The sequence below is a fragment of the Mycobacterium senriense genome (genome assembly GCF_019668465.1).
Classification (GTDB): domain Bacteria; phylum Actinomycetota; class Actinomycetes; order Mycobacteriales; family Mycobacteriaceae; genus Mycobacterium; species Mycobacterium senriense.
In genome coordinates this window covers 428,319-449,329 of sequence record NZ_AP024828.1, presented here as the reverse complement: position 1 = coordinate 449,329, position 21,011 = coordinate 428,319, and the positions used below count along the sequence as shown (strand labels likewise).

Sequence of the window (21,011 nt, the reverse complement as noted above, 5' to 3'; positions counted from 1 at the left end):
CTACGGCGCGGGCTGCGGTGCGCCCAGGTATTCCTCGGTGTGCTGGCCGAGGGCGGGCGGGGGTTCGGCGGCCGCGGCGTCGAAGCTGGAATAGCGTGCCGGAGTGCGGATTACCGTGACCTCGTCCGCGCCGGCGCCGACCGGCAGGGCGAGTTCGTTCTCGGCGAACAGCGCGGTGCCGACCACCTGCTTCCAGGTGTAGGCGTGGCAGGCCATCAGGCCGCCCTCCTGGAGCAACTGCACCCATTCGTCCGCGGTCTTGGCGGCCAGGGCCTTCTCGAGTTCCTCGGTGAGCTCCGGATAGTTCAGTGCCCGCGCGCGCTGGTCGACGAACCGCTCGTCGTCGCGCATGTCGGGCCGGCCGATGATTTCGCACAGCTTGTCCCAGTGCTTGGGCACGTACGCGCTGATCACCAGGTAGCCGTCGGCGGCCTTGAAGGCGTCCGACGGTTGGGTGGCGAAGCCGACACCCTTGCGCTTCTTGGGCTTAGGCGCCGCGTCCGGCTTCGGGGCCTCGCTCGGCTTGTTCAGGTGGATGGTCAGCTGGCTGGCCTGCAGGCTGACCGCGACGTCATACATGGCGACCCGCACCACGTCGGCCACCCCGTGGCGTTCCCGGTTGAGCAGCGCGGCCAGCACGGCCTGGGCCAGCACGTGACCGCTGGCGGCGTCGACGAGCTGGAACGGGATGATCTGGGGTTTGCCGGTGGGCGTGGGCATTCCGGTGGTCATGCCCGATTCGGCGGCGACCATCAGGTCGACACCCGGGCGGCTGCCCTCCGGGCCGTTGCCGCCGTAGGCGGACAGGCGCGCGTAGATGAGTCTGGGGTTGCGGGATTGCAGTTCGTCGGGGCCCAGGCCCATGCGTTCCATCACCCCGGGCCGAAACCCTTCCAGCACAACGTCGGCCGTATCGACCAGCCGCAGGATCTGCTGTTTGGCGTCGTCGCTGCGCAGGTCTGCCATCACCGACTTCTTGCCCCGATTGTGGGGGAGGAACAGCGTGGCCAGCGGCGGGCGCCCGGGCAGGACCGCGGTGATGTGCCGGGCCGCCTCGCCGACGGGCGCCTCGATTTTGATCACCTCGGCACCCAGATCGGCCAGCACCTGGCCGGCCATCGGCCCGGCGATGTTCTGGGTGAAGTCGAGCACCCGGAATCCGTCAAGTGGCTTGGCGGGCTTGCTGTTCGGCATCGTGTTTGCCTTCCCCTAGGAACCCGACCGGTGCAGCACCGCGGTGCAGTAGTAATTCTGGGCGAAGGGTGCATCGGGGTCGGTCGACTGCAGCGGAAGGCCGTTGTTGGCCAGCATCTGGTTCAGCGGGGTGCGGACCGGCTGCCAGCCCAGCTGCTGCAGGTAGGTCGCCACGTCGTTGCGCTCGCCGGGGAAGCCCAGCTCGCCCAGCGCGATGTCGAGGCCGTTGCGTCGCCACTTCTCGCTCGCGGCATTCAGCGCGTCCCCGTTGATCCCGGTGTTCGCGAAGACCTCGGCCACCAGCTGGCTGCCGTCGGCCGACAGGGCGGTGACGTTGTCCAGCAACCGATCCTGAGCCTCGGGCGGCAGGAAGCCGACCAGGCCCTCGGCCGCCCAGGCGGCGGGCCGCCCGGTGTCGAAGCCGGCCTGCCGCAGCGCCGACGGCCAGTCGTGGCGCAGGTCGATCGGAACGTCGCGCACCTCGGCGGTGGGCTCGGCACCGAGCTCGGCGATGGTCGCCGCCTTGAACTCCAAAACCTGCGGCTGGTCGATCTCGAACACCGTGGTGCCCGGCGCCCACGGCAACCGGTAGGCGCGCGCGTCCAGGCCGGACGCCAGGATGACGACCTGGTCGATGCCCGCGGCACCCGCCTCGGCGAAGAACGCGTCGATGTAACAGGTGCGGGCGGCCATCATGTCGGTCATGCGTTGCATGCCCCACGGGGCGCCCGGCTCGTCGACGTCGGCGGAGGCGAGCTCGCCGGCGGCCCACCGGGTCATGAAGTCCACGCCGACCGCGCGCACCAGCGGCTCGGCGAACCGGTCGTCGATCAGCCCGTCCAGGGTGGCCCGGGCCCGCCCGGCGGCCACCATGGTGGCGGTCGCTCCCACGCTGGTCGCCAGGTCCCAGGTGTCGTCATCGGTGCGCGCCATGGCGGAAATCCCTTCCGGTCTACTGGTTAGCCACCATAACTACCAGCGCCGGGTGTCGCGGCGCGAGGTGCGACACAGATCGGTCACGGCCGGGCGTTGCGGCCACGGGCCCCGCCGCGGCGCCGCTAGCCTCGCGCCATGACCACTTCGGTTGCCATCCAGCACGAGTGCCGGGGCGGCGCGGCGCACGACGCCGACTGGCGGCGCGGCGCCGGGTGGGCGCGGCGGCTGGCCTGGGTCAGCCTGGCCGTGGTGCTCGTCGAGGGCGTCGTCGGGCTGTGGCAGGGATTCGCGGTCGGCTCGGTCGCCCTGACCGGGTGGGCCCTGGGCGGCGCATCGGAGGCGCTGGCCAGCGCCATGGTGGTGTGGCGATTCAGCGGGACACGCGCCTCCTCCGCCACCGCGGAGCGGCGCGCGCAACGCGGCGTCGCGGTGTCGTTCTGGCTGACCGCCCCGTACATCGCCGCCGAATCCGTGCGCGACCTGGCGGGTGCGCACCACGCCGAGACGTCGGTGATCGGCATCGGGCTGACCGCCCTCGCGCTGGTGCTCATGCCGGTGCTGGGGCGGGCCAACCACCGGTTGGGCACCCGGTTGGGGTCGGGAGCCACCGAGGCCGAGGGGATCCAGAACTATCTGTGCGCCGCCCAGGCGGCCGGGGTGCTGGTCGGCCTCGCGATGACGGCGCTGTGGTCCGGCGCGTGGTGGGTCGACCCGGCCGTCGGGCTGGCCATCGCCGGCGTCGCGGGCTGGCAGGGTGTGCGCGCCTGGCGCGGCGAGGATTGCGGCTGCTGACTTTTCAGCCGGCGCGCTCGCCGTTGGCCGCGCCGCGGGGCGCGTCCAGCCGGTAGCGGATCAGCCGCGAGCTGTTGGCCACCACCGCCACCGACGATGCGTTGTGCAGGATCGCGGCCAGCACGGGGGACAGTGCGCCGCCCGCGCCGATGATCAGCCCGGCGGCGTTGACGGCGATGGACATGCCGTAGTTCTCCTGGATGACGTCGACCGCGCGGGCACCCAGGTCGCGCACGTCGAGCAGCCGGTGCAGGTCGTCGTTGGCCAGCGCCACGTCAGCGGTCTCGACGGCGACGTCGGTTCCCGCCAGCCCCATCGCGATCCCGATGTCGGCGGCGGCCAGCGCTGGCGCGTCGTTGATGCCGTCACCGACCATGCCGACGGTGTAGCCCTCATCCTGCAGGTCGCGCACCGCCGCGAGCTTGTCCTCCGGCATCACCTCGGCACGCCATTCGTCGATCCCGAGCTCGCCGGCCACCACCTCGGCGATGTCCGGGTGATCGCCGGTGAGCATGACGATGCGGCGAATACCGTTGCCGCGCAGCTTGTTCAGCACGTCAGAGGCCTCGGGGCGCACCTCGTCGCGCAGGCTGATCAAGCCGACCAACTTGCCGTCGACGGCGAGCAGCAGCGGGGTCTCGGCCTGGCGGCGCAGCCGGTCCACCCACTGCGACGCCTTCTTGGACACCCGCACGTTTTCGGCGCGCAGCAGCCCGGGGCTGCCCAGCAGCAGGGTCCGGCCATCAGCCCAGGTCCGCATTCCCAGGCCCACCAGGACCTCGCACTCCTCGTGCGGCGGGATGGTGATGTGGCGTTCCTCGGTGGACCGGATCACCGCCTCGGCCAGCGGGTGCCGGGAGTGGATCTCCGAGCTGGCCGCATACGCCAGCACCTGTTCAGGCTGCCAATCCTTGTGCAACGCAATGATATTGGTGACCACCGGGCGTCCGACGGTCAGCGTGCCGGTCTTGTCGAACACGATCGCGTCCACCCGGCCGGCCTGCTCGAGGTGCGAGCCGCCCTTGATCAGGATGCCGCGGCGCGCGCCGTTGCCGATCGCCGCGCTGATCGCGGTCGGGGTGGCCAGGCCCACCGCGCACGGGCAGGCGATGAGCAGCATGGTCATCGCCCGGCGGACGTCCCCGGTGATCGCCAGCGTGATGGCAGAGACGATGAACGAGGTGGGAACGAAACGGCGGGAGAAGTTTTCGCCGACCGTCTGGATCGGCGCCCGGTCGTGCTGAGCCTCCTCGACCCGGGTGATGATGCGGCCGATGGTGGTCTGGTTGCCGACGGCCTGGGCGCGCACCACCAGGCGTCCGCGCACCACCACCGAACCGGCGTGCACGTGCGCGCCGACCACGACGCTGACCGGCAGATTCTCGCCGGTGATCGCGGACTGGTTGACGATCGCCTCGCCGTCGACCACCTCGCCGTCGACCGGGATGGCGACGTGGTCGTGGACCACCACCTCGTCGCCGATCTGCACGGTATCGATCGGCACCTGGACCTCGGTTCCCGCCTCGGCGCCGTCCGCGAGCCGGATCCAGGCGGTGTCCTGGCTGCCGCGTAGCAGTTCGGAGATGGCGCGGCGGGTCCGGCGCAGTGTCAGATCCTGAAGGTACTCACCAATATTGAGCAACCACAGCACGGTCAGCGCGACGACGTTCTCCCGCAGCACCAGGCTGGCCACCGTCGCCGCCGAGACCAGCGCGTCGGTGCCGGCCTTGCCGGAACGCAACGAGCGCAGCGCGCCGCGCAGGAAGGGGTAGCCGGTGAACACGGTGACTCCGGTGGCGAACACCCGGCCGCTGGGTCCCAGCAGCGGTGGGCGCGCGAAGACGTAGCGGCGCACCCCGAGCAGGGCCAGCGCGGCGCCGCCGATGACCATGCGCAGCACGTCGGCGTTGCGGATCTCCGAGGAGTGCGGCGCGCGGGCCGGGATCAGCTCGGCGGCGACGTGGGCCGCCTCGCCGATGGCGGCCAGCACCGCGGAGCGGTCGCAGCGCCGCGGCGAGTACCAGATGACGACCGATCCGGTGCGCGGGTAGGCGTGCACCACGCGCACGCCCTCACACTTGGCGACGGCCTCTTCGACCGCGACCGCACGCCGGGAGTTGGCGCGCACCCAGTCGACGGCGACTCGGATGCGTCCGGCCGCATCCGAAATGACTTGCAGCGCAGGGTCTTCGGTTCGCGCCTCGTCTGTGATGTCGGGGACTAGGGCGAGGTCCATATCGCTTCGATCAGTGCTCGTGGTCGTGGGTGTCGGCGATCGAGGGGGTGGGCGCCTCCTCGCCGATGCGCTCGCGGGCCTCGGCCATGACGTCGGCCAGCTTGAGGCGCGCCGACTCGGCGGCCTCCTCGGCCTTGCGGGTGCCGCGCAGTCCTAGCTCGGCGCCCTTGACCGCGGTCTCGTGCAGCGGCGCCTTGGCCGCGGCCTTGCGCACCACCTCGTAGGCGGTCACGCCGACCAACCCGGTGACCACCGTGCCTGCCGCCTTCGCCAGGAGCCCGTACACCGCCATTGCCGCAACCTTCCTATCGTCTCAGCGTTAAGCCCATGCTTGCACGACGTTAACATCGAAATATAGCGATATCAATATGTATCGCGGCGTGCTGGTGCCGGGCCGGCAAGGTTTACAGCACCCGGGTGACTTTCTCGGTCTCGATGCGGCGCTCTTGGCCGGCCGGGTCGGCGTTGGCCACCTGCACGAGCGAGCCGCCGACGGCCATGATCGCCAGCAGCCCGTCCACCAATTCGGCGGGCCCCGACCACGACGCGCCGGACAGCACTCGATCGCCCGACGTCAAACCCCTTGCGGCCGCCGCGCTTTGGCAGTCGGCCAGCACCTCGTCGACCGATCGCCCGCCCAGCGCCGGCCCCGGGTTCGATTCGGGCACGATCTGATCGCCATGCACCCGCACCGCGGTCGCGTAGTCCGTCACGCCGATCGGCAGGTCGGGTGCGGGCCGGCCGAACGGATCCAGCGACAGCACCGCCACCTCGCCGCCGGCCACCGCGTCGTCGGCCTCGTCCAGTCGCTGCGCCGTGCACAGCGCCAGGTCGGCCGGGCCCGCCAGCACCGCCTCGGCGCCGATCCACCACACCCCGAACAGCACGGCCGCCGTCTGCCAGTGCGCGGGCAACAGGATGGCCACCCGGCTGCCCGGTCCGGCGCCCAGCTCGTCGCGCAGCAGGTTGCCCGTCTTGGCGGCCCAGTTGGCCAGCGTCACACCGGACAGTTCGATGCGCTCGCCGGTCGCGTCGTCGTAGTAGGTGATGCGCGGGCCCACCGGATCGGCCCGCAGCATCGGATCGAGGATGGCCCCGCTCAGCGTGATCAGTTGATGCACTCCGGCTTGTCGGAGCCGGCGGTCAGGATCGGCGAGGGCGGGGGGACCTTGGGGTCCGCCGACACCGCGCCGGCGGTGGACACCTTCGCGGGCATGATCGTCGCGTCGCCGGACAGGCCCGAGCCCGGACCGCTGTAGTCGTTTGCCAGCACCACCCGCACCGCACCCGGCGCCAGCGAGGTGTCGGCGATCACCGGCAGCCCACCCAATTCCTTGGAGACCTCCCTTGCCCCCAGGTCGTCGCTCTTCGCGGCGCGCACCTGGCTGGCCTTGACGTGCCCGCTCTCGTTGTTGCCCACGGTACCCGTGGCAAAGCCCTTGGCGCTCAACACGTCTGACACGGCCGAGGCCAGGCCGTTGATGTCGGTGTCGTTGAGCACGCTGGCGGTGGTCTTCGCCGGGGTGTACGCGATCTCCTCGGTCTTGCCCTGCTCCTGGTCGTGCAGCAGGCCGCCCACCCAGTCGGCGACCTGATGCGGATCCAGCCGCACCACGCTCTGCATGCCGTCGTCGCTCCAGCCGGCGCCGTCGAGCACCGGGATGGTGGCGAAGGCGACGTTGCCGCCGGCCAGCTTCTGCATCTGCTGCACGAAATCCATGACGTCCCAGCCCGCGGAGATCACCACCGAGCGCTGAACGGCGGCCTCCAGCCGCTTGACCGTGGTGGGGCTGGACAGCGTCTGGCCCGAGATCACCCGGTGGGCCAGCGAGGCCATCACCACCTGCTGGCGCACCACCCGGTCCAGGTCGCCGCGCGGCAGCTCATGGCGCTGGCGCACGAAGCTGAGCGCCTCGGGGCCGTTGAGTCGCTGCGGGCCGGCCGGGAAGTCGGCGCCCGAAAGGGGTTCGAACACCGGCTCCTTGAGGCAGACGTCGACGCCGCCGAGGGCGTCGGTGATCAGCGAGAAGCCGAGCAGGCCGATCTCGGCGTAGTGGTCGACGGTGACGCCGGTGAGGTCGGCGACGGTCTTGATCAGCGCCTCGCGGCCGGCCTGGGTGCCCTGGGCCGCCGCCTCGGTAGCCGACGCGCCGGCCTTGACCAGGGCGGTGCGCTTGGCCTCCCGGGTCTGGCCGTAGACGCCGTTGATCTTGGTCTTGCCCAGGCCCGGGGCGGCCACGTAGGAGTCGCGCGGGATCGAGATCGCGGTGGCCGACTTCCCGTTGTTGGGGATGCGGATCAGGATGATCGTGTCGGTGTTGGTGGCTTCCTCGTCCCCGGCCTTCAGCGTGTCCAGCTCCTCCTGCGACAACGGGTTGCCGTGCGCGTCGGTGCGGCTGTCCAGCCCGACGAGCAGGATGTCGATCGCGCCGTCGTCGCCGCCCTTGCCCAGTGATGGCGCGGACATGTGAAAGATTCCGTCTTCGAAAGACCGGACATTGCTCCACGCGATCCCAGTGCCGAGGACGACCGCGAGCGTCAGCGCGGTGGCAATCACACGAACCACACGTTGCACAGGCATCCCACTACATTACTTGCGACACAGGGGCTTCACGGGTAACGAAGCCCCGCGCGCCCCGGGCTTGGCCCCTGGATTTCGGGCCATGCCAAACTCGAACCATGTCAGGCAGGATCGTGATCACCGGCGCCGGTGGGCAGCTGGGCGGCTATTTGACCTCGCTAACCGCAAGTCAGGGCCGCGACGCCGTGTCGTTCACGTCGTCGCAGTGGGACATCACCGACCCCGCGGCCGCCGAGCGGATCGTGCGGCCCGGCGACGTGGTGATCAACTGCGCGGCCTACACCAACGTCGACGGCGCCGAGAGCGACGAGGCCGGCGCGTTCGCGGTCAACGAAACCGGGCCCGGCCACATCGCCCGCGCCTGCGCGCGGGCCGGCGCGCAGCTGGTCCACGTCTCCACTGACTACGTGTTCAACGGGGACTTCGGCGGCGCGGCGCCCCGGCCGTACGAACCCACCGATCAAACCGCGCCGCAGGGTGTGTACGCCCGCAGCAAGGTCGCGGGGGAGCGGGCCGTGCTCGCGGCGCTGCCGCAGGCGGTCGTGGTCCGCACCGCCTGGGTCTACACCGGCGGCACCGGCAAGGACTTCGTCGCCGTCATGCGCCGGCTGGCCGCCGGGGACGGTCCGGTGGACGTGGTGAACGACCAGACCGGCTCCCCGACCTACGTCGGTGACCTGGCCGCCGCGCTGCTGCAGATCGTCGACTCCGGTGTGCCCGGTCCGATCCTGCACGCCGCCAATGAGGGCGCCTGCTCGCGGTTCGAACAGGCCCGCGCCGTCTTCGAGGAGTGCGGCGCCGATCCGGAGCGGGTGCGACCGGTCACCACCGACCACTTCCCCCGCCCCGCGCCCCGGCCGGCCTACTCCGCGCTGTCCAGCGGCCAGTCCGTGGCGGCGGGGATGCGGCCACTGAGGCCTTGGCGCCCTGCGATTGTCGCGGCCCTGGCCGCCGCCGATGGCGCTGTGGCGGCCGATCGACCGTTACCCTCTACGCGTGACTGACGTCCTGCCGGTCGTGACGGTGACCTACTCACCGGGCCCGCACCTGGAGCGCTTCCTGGCCTCGCTGTCGCTGGCCACCGAGCGAGAGGTGTGCGTGCTGCTGGCCGACAACGGCTCCACCGACGGCACCCCCGAGGCGGCCGTCGAGCGCTATCCCAACGTGCGGCTGTTCCGCACCGGAGCCAACCTCGGCTACGGGACCGCGGTGAATCGCGCCGTCGCACAGCTGGACCGCGACGACGACTGGGTCATCGTCGCCAACCCGGACGTGCAGTGGGGCCCGGGCAGCATCGACGCGCTGCTGGACGCCGCGTCGCGCTGGCCGCGCGCCGGCGCGCTGGGCCCGCTGGTCCGCGACCCCGACGGGTCGGTGTATCCGTCGGCGCGGCACCTGCCCAGCCTGATCCGCGGCGGCATGCACGCGGTCGTCGGGCCGTTCTGGAAGCGCAACCCGTGGTCGGCGGCGTACCGCCAGGAGCGGCTGGAGCCCAGCGAGCGGCCGGTGGGCTGGCTGTCCGGGTCCTGCCTGCTGGTGCGCCGATCGGCGTTCGGGCAGATCGGCGGGTTCGACGAGCGCTACTTCATGTACATGGAAGACGTCGACCTCGGCGACCGGCTCGGCAAGGCCGGCTGGCTGTCCGTCTATGTGCCGTCGGCGGAGGTGCTGCACCACAAGGGCCACTCCACCGGCGGGGATCCGGCCAACCACCTGGCCGCCCACCACAAGAGCACGTATATGTTCCTGGCCGACCGGCATTCCGGTTGGTTGCGCGCCCCGCTGCGCTGGACCCTGCGCGCCTCGCTCGCGGTGCGGTCCCGCCTGATGGTGCGCAGCGCGCTGCGCGCCTCCGGACGGCGGAAACTGGTAGAAGGGCGACACTGAGGTGGCAACTCCCGAAGTCGATGTGGTGATCCTGGTCGGCGGCAAGGGCACCCGGCTGCGGCCGCTGACCCTGTCGGCACCCAAGCCCATGCTGCCCACCGCGGGGCTGCCGTTCCTCACGCATCTGCTGTCGCGGGTCGCCGCGGCCGGCATCGAGCACGTCATCCTCAGCACGTCGTATCAGGCCGCGGTGTTCGAGGCGGAGTTCGGCGACGGCTCCAAGTTGGGCCTGCAGATCGAATACGTCACCGAGGAGCACCCGCTGGGCACCGGTGGCGGCATCGCCAACGTCGCCGCGCACCTGCGGCACGACACCGTGATGGTGTTCAACGGCGACGTGCTCTCCGGGGCCGACCTGGGCCAGATGCTCGACTTCCACTCCGCCCAGCAGTCCGACGTCACCCTGCACCTGGTGCGGGTGGGCGACCCGCGGGCGTTCGGCTGCGTGACCACCGACGACGACGGCCGGGTCACCGCCTTCGTGGAGAAGACGCAGGACCCGCCGACAGACCAGATCAACGCGGGCACCTACGTCTTCGCCCGCCAGGTGATCGACCGGATTCCGCGCGGCCGGGAGGCCTCGGTGGAGCGTGAGGTGTTCCCCGCGCTGCTGTCCGACCCCGGGGTGAAGGTGTGCGGCTATGTCGACGCCAGCTACTGGCGCGACATGGGCACGCCCGAGGACTTCGTCCGCGGCTCGGCGGATCTGGTGCGCGGCATCGCGCCGTCGCCGGCGCTGCACGGCCACCGCGGGGAGCAGTGGGTGCACGACGGCGCCGCGGTGTCGCCGGGCGCGGTGCTGATCGGCGGCACGGTCGTCGGGCGGGGCGCCGAGATCGGCCCGGGCGTCCGGCTGGACGGCGCGGTGATCTTCGACGGCGTCAAGGTCGAGGCCGGCAGCGTGATCGAGCGCTCGATCATCGGCTTCGGCGCGCGCATCGGCCCGCGGGCGCTGATCCGCGACGGCGTGATCGGCGACGGCGCGGACATCGGGGCGCGCTGCGAGTTGTTGCGCGGCGCCCGGGTGTGGCCCGGTGTGTCGATCCCCGACGGCGGCATCCGCTACTCGTCGGACGTCTAGGCGCGCCGCCCTTTTTCGCCGAGTGTGAACCCAGCCGCACAGTCGGTGTCGAATGTGAAGCTGGCCGCACCCTCGGCGGGTGACTAGGCGCGCGTGGCCTGGGCGACCAGATAGGCCAGCGCGTGATCCGTCCCCTCCGGCAGGGCGTCGGCGGGCCACCATCGCAGGTCGTCGGACTCGTCGCTGATCGCGATCTGCGCGCCGGCCGGCGCGTGCGCGACGAACTGCAGATCCAGATGGCGGGTCGGCACGCCCAGCGAGCAGGTCACCGGATGCACGTGCACCGCGGTCAAGCGGGGCTCGATGCGCAGCCCGTCGATCCCGGACTCCTCGGTGGCCTCGCGCAGCGCGGCCGCGAGGACGTCGGCATCGTCATCGTCGCAATGGCCGCCCAGCTGCACCCACCGGCCCAGGCGCCGATGCAGGGTCAGCAGCACCTCGCTCCCGGCGTGGTCGAGCACCAGCGCCGAGGCGGTGACGTGGCCGGGCACGCACTCGCGCAGGCACGCGTCGGCGCGGGCGTGCACGAAGGCCAGCACGGCGTGCCGCAGCGAATCCTGGGCCGGGTCCGGGGGCTCCCAGTCCGACAGCACGGCGATCGCCGATTCCCGAACGCTCATCGTGATCCCCGCCGTTTCCGCCGATCCCGCAATGACGCCCACGCCGCGCGGCAGTCCGCCACCGCGTCGGCGGGCAAGCCCAGGCCGTCGATCAGCACGTGGCGGTCGACGACGTCGAGCGCCTTCTCGATCTCGTTGGCCTTCAGCAGCAGGTCCACATCGCGGGCGAGTTCGGCATCGGCGTGCGCCGGCGGGGGGATGGGCAGCCGCTCGGCCTCGCGGGGCTCGAGCTCCAGGACGCCGCCGCCGTAGCTGCGGCCCATGATCTCGGCGAAGGCGAACGTCACGCTGTTGTGGAAGGCGGCGGCCAGCGCGGCAGGTTCGACCCGGGCATCGGAGCGGGCGGTGAGGCGCACCCGGTGCACGGTGTCGGTGCTGGTGGCCGCGGCGGCGTTGACGGTCAGCCGCGGCGCCCGGTGGATCTGGCGCAGCAGGAACAGGTCGGGCACCCACAGCGACGGCGTGACCCACCACGGCTTGCGCAGCGAGCACTTGTAGCCGCGGTGCACCCCCGCGGCTTCACCCGCGCGGATGTGCGCTTCTAACGCCGGGTCGGCCGGTTCAGCCGGCGCGTTGAGCAGCCAGCTGCGCTGCCCGGCGGCGAGATCGCTTGCGCGGCAGTCGGTGTCGTAGACCAGCCCGGACAGCTGGGCGCTGCGCGAGACGAGCGGGACGCAGTGCTGCCGCAACCCCAGTTCGTCGGCCTGGGCGTCGGTGAACGTGAAGAAGGCGTTGCGTCCCGTCACGATGCCGACGTCGACGTCGGCGACCGACCCGAGCCGGGTCAGGCTGCCCGAGCTTCTGAGCCCCCGCAGCAGCCGGATCGCCGCGGGGTCCAGAAAGTACTTGGTCCACTTCTCGTCTTCGTGCAGCAGCGCCGGCGCCGATTCGACATCCAGGTCCGCCCCGGCAAGGGCGTCGGCGTCCCCGAGGTGGACGGTGCGGATGCGCGCGGGGCCGGTGCCGACGACACCGCAGAACAACACGACCTCCTGCAGGATGCCGTCGAACACCAGCCGTTCGAAGGTCAGCAGGGTGATCTCGCGGAACCGGCTCAGCAGGAAGTCGCGCAGCTGCGCGGCGTAGCCGACCTGTAGCAGCTCGGCCGGCAGCACCAGTCCCACCCGTCCGCCGTCGCGCGCCAGCACGGTGCTCGCCACCACGAACGGGACCCAGGCATTGGTCAGCCGGGTGGGGCGCAGACCCTCGCGTCGCATCAGTTCCAGCGCCGGATCGCGCTGCTGCGACGACCAGTTGCCGAACCGGATGTAGGGCGGGTTGCCGGCGACCCCGTCCCAGCCGCCGACCTCGGCGGTGGCGAGCCAGGCGAACAGGCTTTCGGCGTCCACGGGCGCGAACCGGCGGGACTTGGCCGCCTCGTCGGCGATCAGCTCGACGCCCCGGACCTGGTCGGTGAGGCGGGTCAGCTCGCGCAGGATGGCGCCGTCGCCGCAGGACGGTTCCACGATCTTGGGTCCCGCCGCGCGGACCCAGGCGGCCAGGAAGCGGGCCACCGGCGCGGGGGTGTAGTAGCCGCCGCGGACCTTGTCGGCCGAGGCCGCCGCCTTGCCCGCGAACTTCATGGGCTCAGTATCACTTGCGGATCAGCAGATCACCGGGGTCTGCCGGATCGCGCGGCCCGGCCGGTTCGGCGGCATAGCCGATGGCGATGGCGCCCAAGGGTTCCCAGTCGGCGGGCAGTTCGAGCTCGGCGCGTACCAGGTCGGCGGCGAAGATCGTCGAGCCGATCCAGCAGCTGCCCAGCCCGCGCACCGCGAGCGCGACCAGCAGGGCCTGCACGGCCGCGCCGACCGCGACGGTGAACATGGTGTGCTCGGCGTCGGCGCGGGCCACGTCGGGATAGGTGTGGGCGCCGTCGGGCACCAGGAACGGGATGACGACTTCGGGTGCGTCGTAGAGGATCTGGCCGCGCGCTACCCGGCGGTCGATGGAGTCGGCGGGCCGGCCGTCACCGGCGAGGTCGGCGCGCCACTTGTCCTTCATGCGGTCCAGCAGCCGGGTCCGGGTGGCCGGGGTACGCAGCCAGACGAACCGCACCGGGCGGGTGTGGTGCGGCGCCGGTGCGGTCAGCGCCTCGGCGACGGCGGCCTCCAGCAGATCGGCGGGCACCGGCTCGGCGCTGAACCGGCGCACCGATCGGCGCAGCAGCTGCGCCTCGCGGCGGCCCATCTCCAGGGCCTCGGCGGTGCCGAGCCAGAACAGGTCCTCGGTGCCGGGTCGCAGCAACTGCCGCGCCGTGGAGCCGTCGTCGGTCACGGACAGGCCGCGCAGCACCGCCACCGGCATCGCGGTCAGTTTGCCCTTGACCAGATCGGCCGCCGCGGCGATCTCGTCGGCGATCGCGACCTCGGTGACCAGCAGCTCGTTGCCGTGCTGATCGACGGCCCCCGAATAGCCGTGCAGCACAGCCAGACCCGACGCGCCCACGGCCGCGTCGGTCTGGCCGTTGCGCCAGGCGCGCCCCATTGTGTCGGTGATGACCACGGCGACCTCGACGCCGAGCCGCTCGCCCAGCCCGGCGCGCAACGCCGCGGCGCTGCCGTCCGGGTCGACCGGCAGCAGCGCCAGTTCGTCACGGCCGACGTTGGATCCGTCCACGCCCGCGGCGGCCTGCACCAGGCCGATCCGGTTCTCGGTGATCAGGGTTCGGCCCTTGCGGGCGAGCACCCGGACGGCTTCGTCGTCAACCAGCTTGCGCCGCAGTGCGTCGCGCTCCTCGGGATCCCGCGGCGCCGGCACCAGCCGGCCCTCACACTTGGACACCGCCTTGCTGGTGACCACGACGACGTCACCGTCGCGCAGCCACGGCGCGGCCGCGGCGACGGCCGCGCCCAGATCGTCGCCGGGCCGGAACTCGGGCAGCCCGGCGACGGGCAGGATTTCGATGGCGGCGGCGCTGCCGTGCTCGCCGGGCACAGCGGTCATGGGCTTACCCCCGCCAGGTCCAGCCCGGCCCGGACCATCTCGGCCGTCGCTGCCGGGTCGGTCATCACCAGCGGCACCGAGCGCACCTCGACGCCGTCGATGTCGGCGCGGTCGTCCTCGCTCACCAGCCAGCCGTCCAGGATGCCGGTGTCGCGCCGCGCGCCGTAGTGCCGGCCGACCGCCTCGGCGGTCGACTTGACCCCGATCACGGACAGGCAGGCATCGGCCATGCCGCGCAATGGCTTTCCACCGATGATCGGCGAGTAGCCGACGATCGGTGCGCGCGCCGCGCGCAACGCGCCGCGAATGCCGGGCACGGCCAGGATGGCGCCGACGCTCACCACCGGGTTCGACGGCGCCAGCAGTATCACGTCGGCGTCCGCGATGGCCGCCGTGGCATCAGTTGTGGCGGCCGCCTTTTCGGCGCCGACGAAGGCGAAGCTGTGCGTGGGCACCTGGGCCCGGTAGCGGACCCACCACTCCTGGAAGTGGATGGCCCGCCGGCCGCCGTCGTCGGGATCGGTTATCACCACGTGGGTCTCGCACCGATCATCGCTGGCGGGCAGCAGCCGCGCGCCGGGTTGCCAGCGGTCGCACAGCGCGGTGGTGATCTGCGAGAGGGGGTAGCCGGCGTTGAGCATCTGGGTGCGCACCAGGTGGGTGCCCAGGTCACGGTCGCCGAGTCCGAACCAATCGGGCTGCACGCCGTAGCGCGCCAATTCCTCTTTGGCGTGCCAAGTTTCGTCGCGGTGCCCCCACCCTCGCACCGGATCTACACCTCCACCTAAGGTGTACATGCAGGTGTCCAAATCGGGGCAGACTCGCAGTCCGTGGATCCAGGCGTCATCGCCAATGTTGACGATCGCCGTCAGCTCGTGACTGCCGGCCGCCGCGTCCGGACGCCGCTGCGATTGAAATTGACCGAGCCCGAACAGCTGTTGAACCCCCAGCAGGAAGCGGGCGCCGCCAACCCCACCGACCAGAACGGTGACCTTCACATTGCACGACAGTACTGCCCGGCCGCGGTGCTGTGACGGGCCCATTGGGGGTGCCTCAAAGTTGCGGTTCCCCAGCGGTTGTGGACAACTTGTGGGACAGTTGAGGGCCCTGTGATCGACACGCCGAAGGCCCAACACAACAGAAACGCCGAAATTCGATCACGAGATGGTATGGAAATGCGCCGAAGTGCTTGACCAGGCAGGTCAACCCGTGTCTAATCACAACAGTGTCATTTCCCGGTTGGCCGGCCGACTCCGGTGTCGCAGACCGAGATTCGATCACTTGTTCGAATTGTCTGTACATCAGAACAGTGGGAAACCAATCACTCTCTCTCAATCAAGCTGAGGAGGCGGACGACCGTATGTCTTACGAAACGTTTCGAGGCGCCATGGCGAGCACGCCGCACACCGACATCGACCCGGCGCTGGACCGCCCCGCTCGGCCGCATCTGACCGTGGTCCCTGATGCGCCAATGGCTTTCGAGCCCGAGCCCTTGCCGGACCCGGCCGCCGACCAGTGGCAGGACCGCGCGCTGTGCGCCCAGACCGACCCCGAGGCCTTCTTCCCGGAGAAGGGTGGTTCCACCCGCGAGGCGAAGAAGATCTGCCTGGGTTGCGAGGTGCGTCATGAGTGCCTCGAGTACGCCCTCGAGCACGACGAGCGCTTCGGAATCTGGGGCGGTTTGTCCGAACGCGAGCGCCGTCGCCTCAAGCGCGGCATAATCTGACGCACGCTGATCGCAACGCGCGTTGAGCCCTCATCGTCCAACGCGCAACGAGAAGTTATTCGTCGTCGATCGTCGGATCGATGACCGACGGCTCAACGTCGAGGTAGATGGCGACCTGGGCCACCAGGATTTCGTGCAGCAGGTCGCCGAGTTCGACGGTGTCTTTAGCCCGTCGCTCAATTGGCTTGCGGAACAACACAATTCGCGCCCGCGTGGAGTTGCCGCGGATGTCGACGCCGGCCGGGATCAACCGGGCCAGCGGGATCGGCCCATCGGCGATCACCTCGGGTGGCCACTGCACACTCTCGGGATCCTTGGCCGAGATGCGCGGAATCTCGTCGACCGCCACGTCCAGTTCGGTCAGCCGGTCCTGCCAGCTCCGCTCGATGGGTTCGTAGGCCTCCAGCACCGCCATGTCGAACCGCTCCGCGCGGCTGCGCCACCCCGGCACGGTCGGGGGCAACAGCGGGCCGCGCATATCGCGGCCCCTGCGGAAGAGTCGATGGGTAGCGGTGCGGCGCGGAGCCGAACCGTCGGAAAACCGATCTCTTCGCGGGGAGCTGCGCGAATCACCCACGCGCCGATGGTAACGGTTGCACATCGAGGGCCGGCCAGTTGCGCGTGTCCGGCGCTTCGGCGGCGTTTGCGCACGATAGCCTTTCGACCGTGAACGTTCCCCGTCGCTGTTGCCGGCCCGGGTGCCCGCACTACGCCGTGGCGACCCTGACGTTCGTCTATTCGGACTCGACGGCAGTCGTCGGTCCGTTGGCGACCGCGCGGGAACCGCATTCCTGGGACTTGTGCGTCAACCATGCCGGCCGGATCACCGCGCCCCGCGGGTGGGAGCTGGTGCGCCATGCCGGCCCGCTGCCCACCCATCCCGACGAGGACGACCTGGTCGCCCTGGCCGACGCGGTGCGCGAGGGCGGCGATCGCGGTGCGCCGTACGCGGCGACGCCGGTGAACGGCTTCGCCGACGCGCACATCCATCACGGCGGGTCCCAGGCCACCGCGCCCAGCAGCAGCGTGCTGGCACCGCCCGAGCATCGCTCCGGACGGCGCCGCGGACACCTGCGTGTGTTGCCCGATCCCAGCGACTAGTCCAGATGGTGGCGACCCGCTGCGCCCGGCTGCGCCGCGCTTGCGATCGCCACGAGCCATGCGGGTGGCAATGGTGGCCCTGACCGGCCGGACGTGAAATCCCCACGCACCGCGAGGGCTCGAGTTCTCCGTAGCCCGATAGGCTGACGGCCAAGAGTTCACGTCGTCAGGAGTCCCGCATGTCTCGGCCCGCCGCGACTGTCCACCGTGTCGTCAAGGCTTACGACGTGCGTGGGCTAGTCGGCGAAGAGCTCGACCAGCCGCTGGTCACCGATCTCGGCGCAGCGTTCGCCAAACTCGTGCGCGGCGAGGGCGCCGGCCAGGTCGTGATCGGCCACGACATGCGCGACAGTTCGCCCACGCTGGCCGCCGCGTTCGCGGCCGGCGTGATCGGCCAGGGACTGGACGTGGTGCGCATCGGCCTGGCGTCCACCGATCAGCTCTACTTCGCCTCCGGGCTGCTGGACTGCCCCGGCGCCATGTTCACCGCGAGCCACAACCCGGCGGCCTACAACGGCATCAAGCTGTGCCGGGCGGGGGCCAAACCGGTCGGAGCCGAGACCGGCCTGCGCCTTGTCGCCGAGGACGTGATCGCCGGCGTCGAGGTTTACAACGGGGAACCGGGCAGCGTGAGCGATCGCGACGTGCTGGCCGACTACGGCCAGTTCCTGCGCTCGCTGGTGAACACCTCCGGGCTGCGCCCGCTGCGGGTGGCCGTGGACGCCGGCAACGGCATGGCCGGTCTGACCACGCCCGCCGTGCTCGGCCCGATCGGCTCGATCACGTTGGAGCCGTTGTACTTCGAGCTCGACGGCTCGTTTCCGAATCACGAGGCCAACCCGCTGGACCCCGCCAACCTGGTGGACCTGCAGGCCTATGTGCGCAAGACCGGCGCCGACATCGGGCTGGCCTTCGACGGCGACGCCGACCGCTGCTTCGTGGTCGACGAACGCGGCAACGCCGTGTCGCCGTCGACGGTGACCAGTCTGGTGGCCGCCCGCGAGCTGGGCCGGGAGATCGGCGCGACGATCATCCACAACGTGATCACCTCGCGCGCGGTGCCCGAACTCGTCGCCGAGCGCGGCGGCACTCCGCTGCGGTCCCGGGTGGGCCACTCGTATATCAAGGCGCTGATGGCCGACACCGGCGCCATCTTCGGCGGTGAGCATTCGGCGCACTACTACTTCCGCGACTTCTGGGGCGCCGACTCCGGGATGCTGGCGGCGTTGTACGTGCTGGCCGCCCTCGGCGAGCAGGATCGCCCGCTGTCCGAGGTGACCGCGGACTACCAGCGCTACGAATCGTCCGGCGAAATCAACTTCACCGTCTCCGACGCCGGGCAGTGCACCGAGGCGGTGCTGAAGTCGTTCGGCACCCGGATTCACTCCCTCGACCACGTCGACGGGGTGACGGCCGACCTGGGCGACGGCAGCTGGTTCAACCTGCGCAGCTCCAATACCGAGCCGTTGCTGCGGCTGAACGTGGAGGCCCGCACGGCCGAGGACGTGACCGCGGTGGTCGCCCAGATCAGTGCCGAGATCACCGCGATGACGGCTGGCGTGAGGGCCGCGCCGTGAACGCCACCCAGGCGATCGATCTCGAGGACACCGAGGGCCTGCTGGGCGCCGACCGCGACGGCCTGCTGCGCGCCGCGTCGTCGGCCGGTGCCCAGGTGCGGGCGATCGCCACCGCGGTCGCCGAGGGTGCGCTGGATCCGCTGCGCGCCGACGACCGTCCGCGCAGCATCATCTGGGTGGCCGGCCGCGGAACCGCCGAGACCGCCGGAACGATGCTGGCCGCGACCATGGGTGGAACCGCTTCCCAGCCCTTCACTGTCGCCAACGAGGCACCGCCGTGGGTGGGTCCGCTCGATGTGCTGGTCGTCGCGGGCGGCGACGCGGGCGATCCCGCGCTGGCCGCAGCGGCCGACACCGGGTTGCGCCGCGGCGCCCGGGTGGTGGTGACGGCGCCCTATGAAGGCCCGCTGCGAGACGCCACCGCCGGGCGCGCGGCGGTACTGGCGCCCCGGCTGTCGGTTCCCGACGAATTCGGGCTGTGCCGGTATCTGGCGGCCGGACTGGCCGTGGTGCACGCCCTGGATCCGCGACCGGCCGTCCACCTGGGGTTGCTCGCCGATGAGCTGGACGCCGAGGCGCTGCGTAACAGCGCCGCCCGCGAGCTTTTCACCAATCCGGCCAAGCTGCTGGCCGCGCGTATCGCCGAGCGTCAGGTGGCGCTGGCGGGCGACGGCGCCGCGACGTTGGCTCTGGCCCGGCACGGCAGCTCGGTGCTGTTGCGGGTCGCGAACCAGGTGACCCCGGCTACCGGGCTGTCGGACGCGCTGGTGGCGCTGCACGGCGCGGCGTCGGACGGCTTCGAGGATCCCGACGCCGCCCTGTTTCACGACGAAGAGATCGACGGCCCGCTGCCGGCGCGGTTGCGGGTGCTGGCCGTCGTTCTGGCGGCCGACCAGGCGGCCGTGGCCGCCCGGACCGCCGGGCTGGACAACGTCTACCTGCTCGCCGCCGAGGATGTCCCCGACGGGCCCGGCGGCGCGGCCGGCTACGGCGTTTCGCCGGCGCTGGGGGGCCCCGGTAGCCCCGAGCAGCAACTGGCAGTATTGGCCGTCCGGCTGGAAATGGCCGCGGTTTATATGCGACTGGTGCGGGGATAGATACAACAGTGGAACTGCTTCGCGGTGCCTTGAGAACGTACGCCTGGGGTTCGCGTACTGCCATCGCCGAATTCACCGAGCGTCCGGTGCCGGCGGCGCACCCCGAGGCGGAGCTCTGGTTCGGGGCGCACCCCGGCGATCCGGCGTGGCTGGAGACGGACAACGGCGAAATCACGTTGCTCGAGGCGCTCGGCGAGGACCCGGAGGGACAGCTCGGACCGGTGTCGCGGGCGCGCTTCGGCGACGTGTTGCCGTTCCTGGTGAAGGTGCTGGCCGCCGACGAGCCGCTGTCCCTGCAGGCCCACCCGAGCGCCGCGCAGGCGGCCGAGGGCTACATGCGCGAGGAGCGGGTCGGCATCCCGCTGAACTCGCCGGTGCGCAACTACCGCGACATGTCGCACAAGCCCGAGCTGCTGGTCGCGCTGCACCCGTTCGAGGCGCTGGCCGGATTCCGGCAGGCCTCGCGCACCGTCGAGTTGTTGCGGGCCCTGGCCGTCTCCGACCTCGACCCCTACATCGATCTGCTGAACGACCAGTCCGACGCCGACGGTCTGCGCGCGCTGTTCACCACCTGGATCACCGCCCCGCAGCCCGACATCGACGTGCTGGTGACGGCCGTGCTGGACGGCGCCATCGCCTACCTCAGTTCGGGGGCAACCGAATTCGCCGCCGAGGCCAAGACGGTGCTCGAGCTCGGCGAACGCTATCCCGGTGACGCGGGCGTGCTGGCGGCACTGCTGCTGAACCGCGTCAGCCTGGCGCCCGGCGAGGCCATCTTCGTCTCCGCCGGCAACCTGCACACCTACCTGCGGGGCTTCGCGGTGGAAGTGATGGCCAACTCTGACAACGTGTTACGTGGCGGCCTGACCCCGAAGCACGTCGACGTGCCCGAGCTGTTGCGGGTGCTGGACTTCACCCCCACCACCGAGGAGCAGCTGCGGCCGCGCATCCGTCGCGAGGGCTTCGGGCTGATCTATGAGACCAAGGCCGACGAGTTCGCCGTCGCGCTGCTGGAGCTCGACGACGAGTACGTCGGCCACGAGGTGGACGCGACGTGCAGCCACGACGGTCCGCAGATCCTGTTGTGCAGCCAGGGTTCCACGACGGTGTGCGGCAAGTCCGGGTCGCTGACGCTGAAGCGGGGGATGGCCGCGTGGGTGGCCGCCGACGACGCCCCGATCCGGCTGGTCGCGCACGAACCCACCAAGCTGTTCAGGGCGACGGTTGGGCTGTGAGG

At 71.1% G+C, this 21,011-nt stretch carries 20 protein-coding genes; 9 read left to right on the top strand and 11 right to left on the bottom strand.

The window, feature by feature from the left end:
* A complete protein-coding gene (locus tag MTY59_RS02180) occupies positions 1 to 1,194 on the bottom strand; it encodes a CoA transferase (RefSeq protein WP_221044221.1) in 1,194 nt (397 codons plus the stop codon).
* A 15-nt stretch (positions 1,195 to 1,209) separates the two neighbouring features.
* Positions 1,210 to 2,127: a class I SAM-dependent methyltransferase gene (locus MTY59_RS02175; protein ID WP_221044220.1), complete on the bottom strand. Its 918-nt coding sequence runs from the start codon at positions 2,125 to 2,127 to the stop codon at positions 1,210 to 1,212.
* A gap of 138 nt (positions 2,128 to 2,265) precedes the next feature.
* On the opposite strand from MTY59_RS02175, the gene MTY59_RS02170 reads away from it, so the two are divergent.
* The gene (locus MTY59_RS02170; protein ID WP_221044219.1) at positions 2,266 to 2,922 is read left to right on the top strand and encodes a cation diffusion facilitator family transporter; all 657 of its coding nucleotides are present in this window, start codon (positions 2,266 to 2,268) and stop codon (positions 2,920 to 2,922) included.
* Positions 2,923 to 2,926: 4 nt separating this feature from the next.
* Here MTY59_RS02170 and ctpC read toward each other — a convergent pair whose 3' ends face one another.
* The 4 genes from ctpC to MTY59_RS02150 form a co-directional block, all read right to left on the bottom strand.
* On the bottom strand, positions 2,927 to 5,158 hold the full coding sequence (ctpC, locus tag MTY59_RS02165) for a manganese-exporting P-type ATPase CtpC (RefSeq protein ID WP_221044218.1): 2,232 nt from the start codon (positions 5,156 to 5,158) through the stop codon (positions 2,927 to 2,929).
* A gap of 10 nt (positions 5,159 to 5,168) precedes the next feature.
* Positions 5,169 to 5,450 carry a DUF1490 family protein gene (locus MTY59_RS02160; RefSeq protein ID WP_064877588.1) on the bottom strand — a complete coding sequence of 94 codons (282 nt, stop codon included), beginning with the start codon at positions 5,448 to 5,450 and terminating at the stop codon, positions 5,169 to 5,171.
* Positions 5,451 to 5,562: 112 nt separating this feature from the next.
* The gene (locus tag MTY59_RS02155) at positions 5,563 to 6,279 is read right to left on the bottom strand and encodes a TIGR03089 family protein (protein WP_221044217.1); all 717 of its coding nucleotides are present in this window, start codon (positions 6,277 to 6,279) and stop codon (positions 5,563 to 5,565) included.
* Positions 6,267 to 7,739 (bottom strand): LCP family protein, encoded by a 1,473-nt coding sequence (locus MTY59_RS02150; RefSeq protein WP_221044216.1) that lies wholly within the window; start codon positions 7,737 to 7,739, stop codon positions 6,267 to 6,269. Before MTY59_RS02150 ends, MTY59_RS02155 begins: the two co-directional genes overlap by 13 nt.
* Positions 7,740 to 7,837: 98 nt before the next feature.
* On the opposite strand from MTY59_RS02150, the gene rfbD reads away from it, so the two are divergent.
* Genes rfbD through manB form a run of 3 tightly spaced genes read left to right on the top strand, consistent with a single transcriptional unit; the run spans position 7,838 to position 10,707 of the window.
* Entirely contained in the window at positions 7,838 to 8,743 is a 906-nt protein-coding gene (gene rfbD / locus MTY59_RS02145) for a dTDP-4-dehydrorhamnose reductase (RefSeq protein ID WP_221044215.1), read from the top strand.
* Positions 8,736 to 9,626 (top strand): glycosyltransferase family 2 protein, encoded by an 891-nt coding sequence (locus MTY59_RS02140; RefSeq protein ID WP_250160698.1) that lies wholly within the window; start codon positions 8,736 to 8,738, stop codon positions 9,624 to 9,626. Before rfbD ends, MTY59_RS02140 begins: the two co-directional genes overlap by 8 nt.
* 1 nt (position 9,627) lies before the next feature.
* Positions 9,628 to 10,707, top strand: coding sequence for a mannose-1-phosphate guanylyltransferase (gene manB / locus MTY59_RS02135; RefSeq protein WP_221044213.1), 1,080 nt, complete (start codon positions 9,628 to 9,630; stop codon positions 10,705 to 10,707).
* Positions 10,708 to 10,790: 83 nt separating this feature from the next.
* Here the strand turns inward: manB and MTY59_RS02130 are convergent, their stop codons facing one another.
* The 4 genes from MTY59_RS02130 to cofD are packed head-to-tail and all read right to left on the bottom strand — an operon-like array spanning position 10,791 to position 15,271.
* Complete coding sequence (locus MTY59_RS02130; RefSeq protein WP_221044212.1) at positions 10,791 to 11,327, bottom strand: NUDIX hydrolase; 537 nt, start codon at positions 11,325 to 11,327, stop codon at positions 10,791 to 10,793.
* Entirely contained in the window at positions 11,324 to 12,910 is a 1,587-nt protein-coding gene (locus tag MTY59_RS02125) for an Eco57I restriction-modification methylase domain-containing protein (protein ID WP_221044211.1), read from the bottom strand. Before MTY59_RS02125 ends, MTY59_RS02130 begins: the two co-directional genes overlap by 4 nt.
* Before the next feature lie 10 nt (positions 12,911 to 12,920).
* Positions 12,921 to 14,273, bottom strand: a complete 1,353-nt coding sequence (locus MTY59_RS02120; RefSeq protein WP_221044210.1) for a coenzyme F420-0:L-glutamate ligase — start codon at positions 14,271 to 14,273, stop codon at positions 12,921 to 12,923.
* Complete coding sequence (gene cofD, locus MTY59_RS02115; RefSeq protein WP_221044209.1) at positions 14,270 to 15,271, bottom strand: 2-phospho-L-lactate transferase; 1,002 nt, start codon at positions 15,269 to 15,271, stop codon at positions 14,270 to 14,272. Before cofD ends, MTY59_RS02120 begins: the two co-directional genes overlap by 4 nt.
* Positions 15,272 to 15,660: 389 nt before the next feature.
* On the opposite strand from cofD, the gene MTY59_RS02110 reads away from it, so the two are divergent.
* Positions 15,661 to 15,999, top strand: coding sequence for a WhiB family transcriptional regulator (locus tag MTY59_RS02110; RefSeq protein ID WP_347881619.1), 339 nt, complete (start codon positions 15,661 to 15,663; stop codon positions 15,997 to 15,999).
* Positions 16,000 to 16,054: 55 nt separating this feature from the next.
* On the opposite strand, the gene MTY59_RS02105 is transcribed toward MTY59_RS02110, so the two are convergent.
* Positions 16,055 to 16,477: a metallopeptidase family protein gene (locus MTY59_RS02105; RefSeq protein WP_064877598.1), complete on the bottom strand. Its 423-nt coding sequence runs from the start codon at positions 16,475 to 16,477 to the stop codon at positions 16,055 to 16,057.
* A gap of 188 nt (positions 16,478 to 16,665) precedes the next feature.
* Between MTY59_RS02105 and MTY59_RS02100 the strand changes: the two genes are divergently transcribed.
* The 4 genes from MTY59_RS02100 (at position 16,666) to manA (ending at position 21,009) form a co-directional block, all read left to right on the top strand.
* Positions 16,666 to 17,100, top strand: coding sequence for a DUF3499 domain-containing protein (locus MTY59_RS02100; protein ID WP_221044208.1), 435 nt, complete (start codon positions 16,666 to 16,668; stop codon positions 17,098 to 17,100).
* Between the two features lie 179 nt (positions 17,101 to 17,279).
* Positions 17,280 to 18,677 (top strand): phosphomannomutase/phosphoglucomutase, encoded by a 1,398-nt coding sequence (locus MTY59_RS02095; RefSeq protein WP_221044207.1) that lies wholly within the window; start codon positions 17,280 to 17,282, stop codon positions 18,675 to 18,677.
* Positions 18,674 to 19,774 (top strand): TobH protein, encoded by a 1,101-nt coding sequence (locus tag MTY59_RS02090; RefSeq protein ID WP_221044206.1) that lies wholly within the window; start codon positions 18,674 to 18,676, stop codon positions 19,772 to 19,774. Before MTY59_RS02095 ends, MTY59_RS02090 begins: the two co-directional genes overlap by 4 nt.
* Before the next feature lie 8 nt (positions 19,775 to 19,782).
* The gene (gene manA / locus MTY59_RS02085) at positions 19,783 to 21,009 is read left to right on the top strand and encodes a mannose-6-phosphate isomerase, class I (RefSeq protein ID WP_221044205.1); all 1,227 of its coding nucleotides are present in this window, start codon (positions 19,783 to 19,785) and stop codon (positions 21,007 to 21,009) included.
* Positions 21,010 to 21,011 lie beyond the last annotated feature (2 nt).

Excerpts from the sequence above, each read along its gene's own strand:
- MTY59_RS02180 (WP_221044221.1), bottom strand. The coding sequence starts at position 1,194 with ATGCCGAACAGCAAGCCCGCCAAGCCACTTGACGGATTCCGGGTGCTC.
- MTY59_RS02175 (WP_221044220.1), bottom strand. The coding sequence starts at position 2,127 with ATGGCGCGCACCGATGACGACACCTGGGACCTGGCGACCAGCGTGGGA.
- MTY59_RS02170 (WP_221044219.1), top strand. The coding sequence starts at position 2,266 with ATGACCACTTCGGTTGCCATCCAGCACGAGTGCCGGGGCGGCGCGGCG.
- ctpC (WP_221044218.1), bottom strand. The coding sequence starts at position 5,158 with ATGGACCTCGCCCTAGTCCCCGACATCACAGACGAGGCGCGAACCGAA.
- MTY59_RS02160 (WP_064877588.1), bottom strand. The coding sequence starts at position 5,450 with ATGGCGGTGTACGGGCTCCTGGCGAAGGCGGCAGGCACGGTGGTCACC.
- MTY59_RS02150 (WP_221044216.1), bottom strand. The coding sequence starts at position 7,739 with ATGCCTGTGCAACGTGTGGTTCGTGTGATTGCCACCGCGCTGACGCTC.
- rfbD (WP_221044215.1), top strand. The coding sequence starts at position 7,838 with ATGTCAGGCAGGATCGTGATCACCGGCGCCGGTGGGCAGCTGGGCGGC.
- MTY59_RS02130 (WP_221044212.1), bottom strand. The coding sequence starts at position 11,327 with ATGAGCGTTCGGGAATCGGCGATCGCCGTGCTGTCGGACTGGGAGCCC.
- MTY59_RS02125 (WP_221044211.1), bottom strand. The coding sequence starts at position 12,910 with ATGAAGTTCGCGGGCAAGGCGGCGGCCTCGGCCGACAAGGTCCGCGGC.
- MTY59_RS02120 (WP_221044210.1), bottom strand. The coding sequence starts at position 14,273 with ATGACCGCTGTGCCCGGCGAGCACGGCAGCGCCGCCGCCATCGAAATC.
- MTY59_RS02110 (WP_347881619.1), top strand. The coding sequence starts at position 15,661 with ATGGCGAGCACGCCGCACACCGACATCGACCCGGCGCTGGACCGCCCC.
- MTY59_RS02105 (WP_064877598.1), bottom strand. The coding sequence starts at position 16,477 with ATGCGCGGCCCGCTGTTGCCCCCGACCGTGCCGGGGTGGCGCAGCCGC.
- MTY59_RS02095 (WP_221044207.1), top strand. The coding sequence starts at position 17,280 with ATGTCTCGGCCCGCCGCGACTGTCCACCGTGTCGTCAAGGCTTACGAC.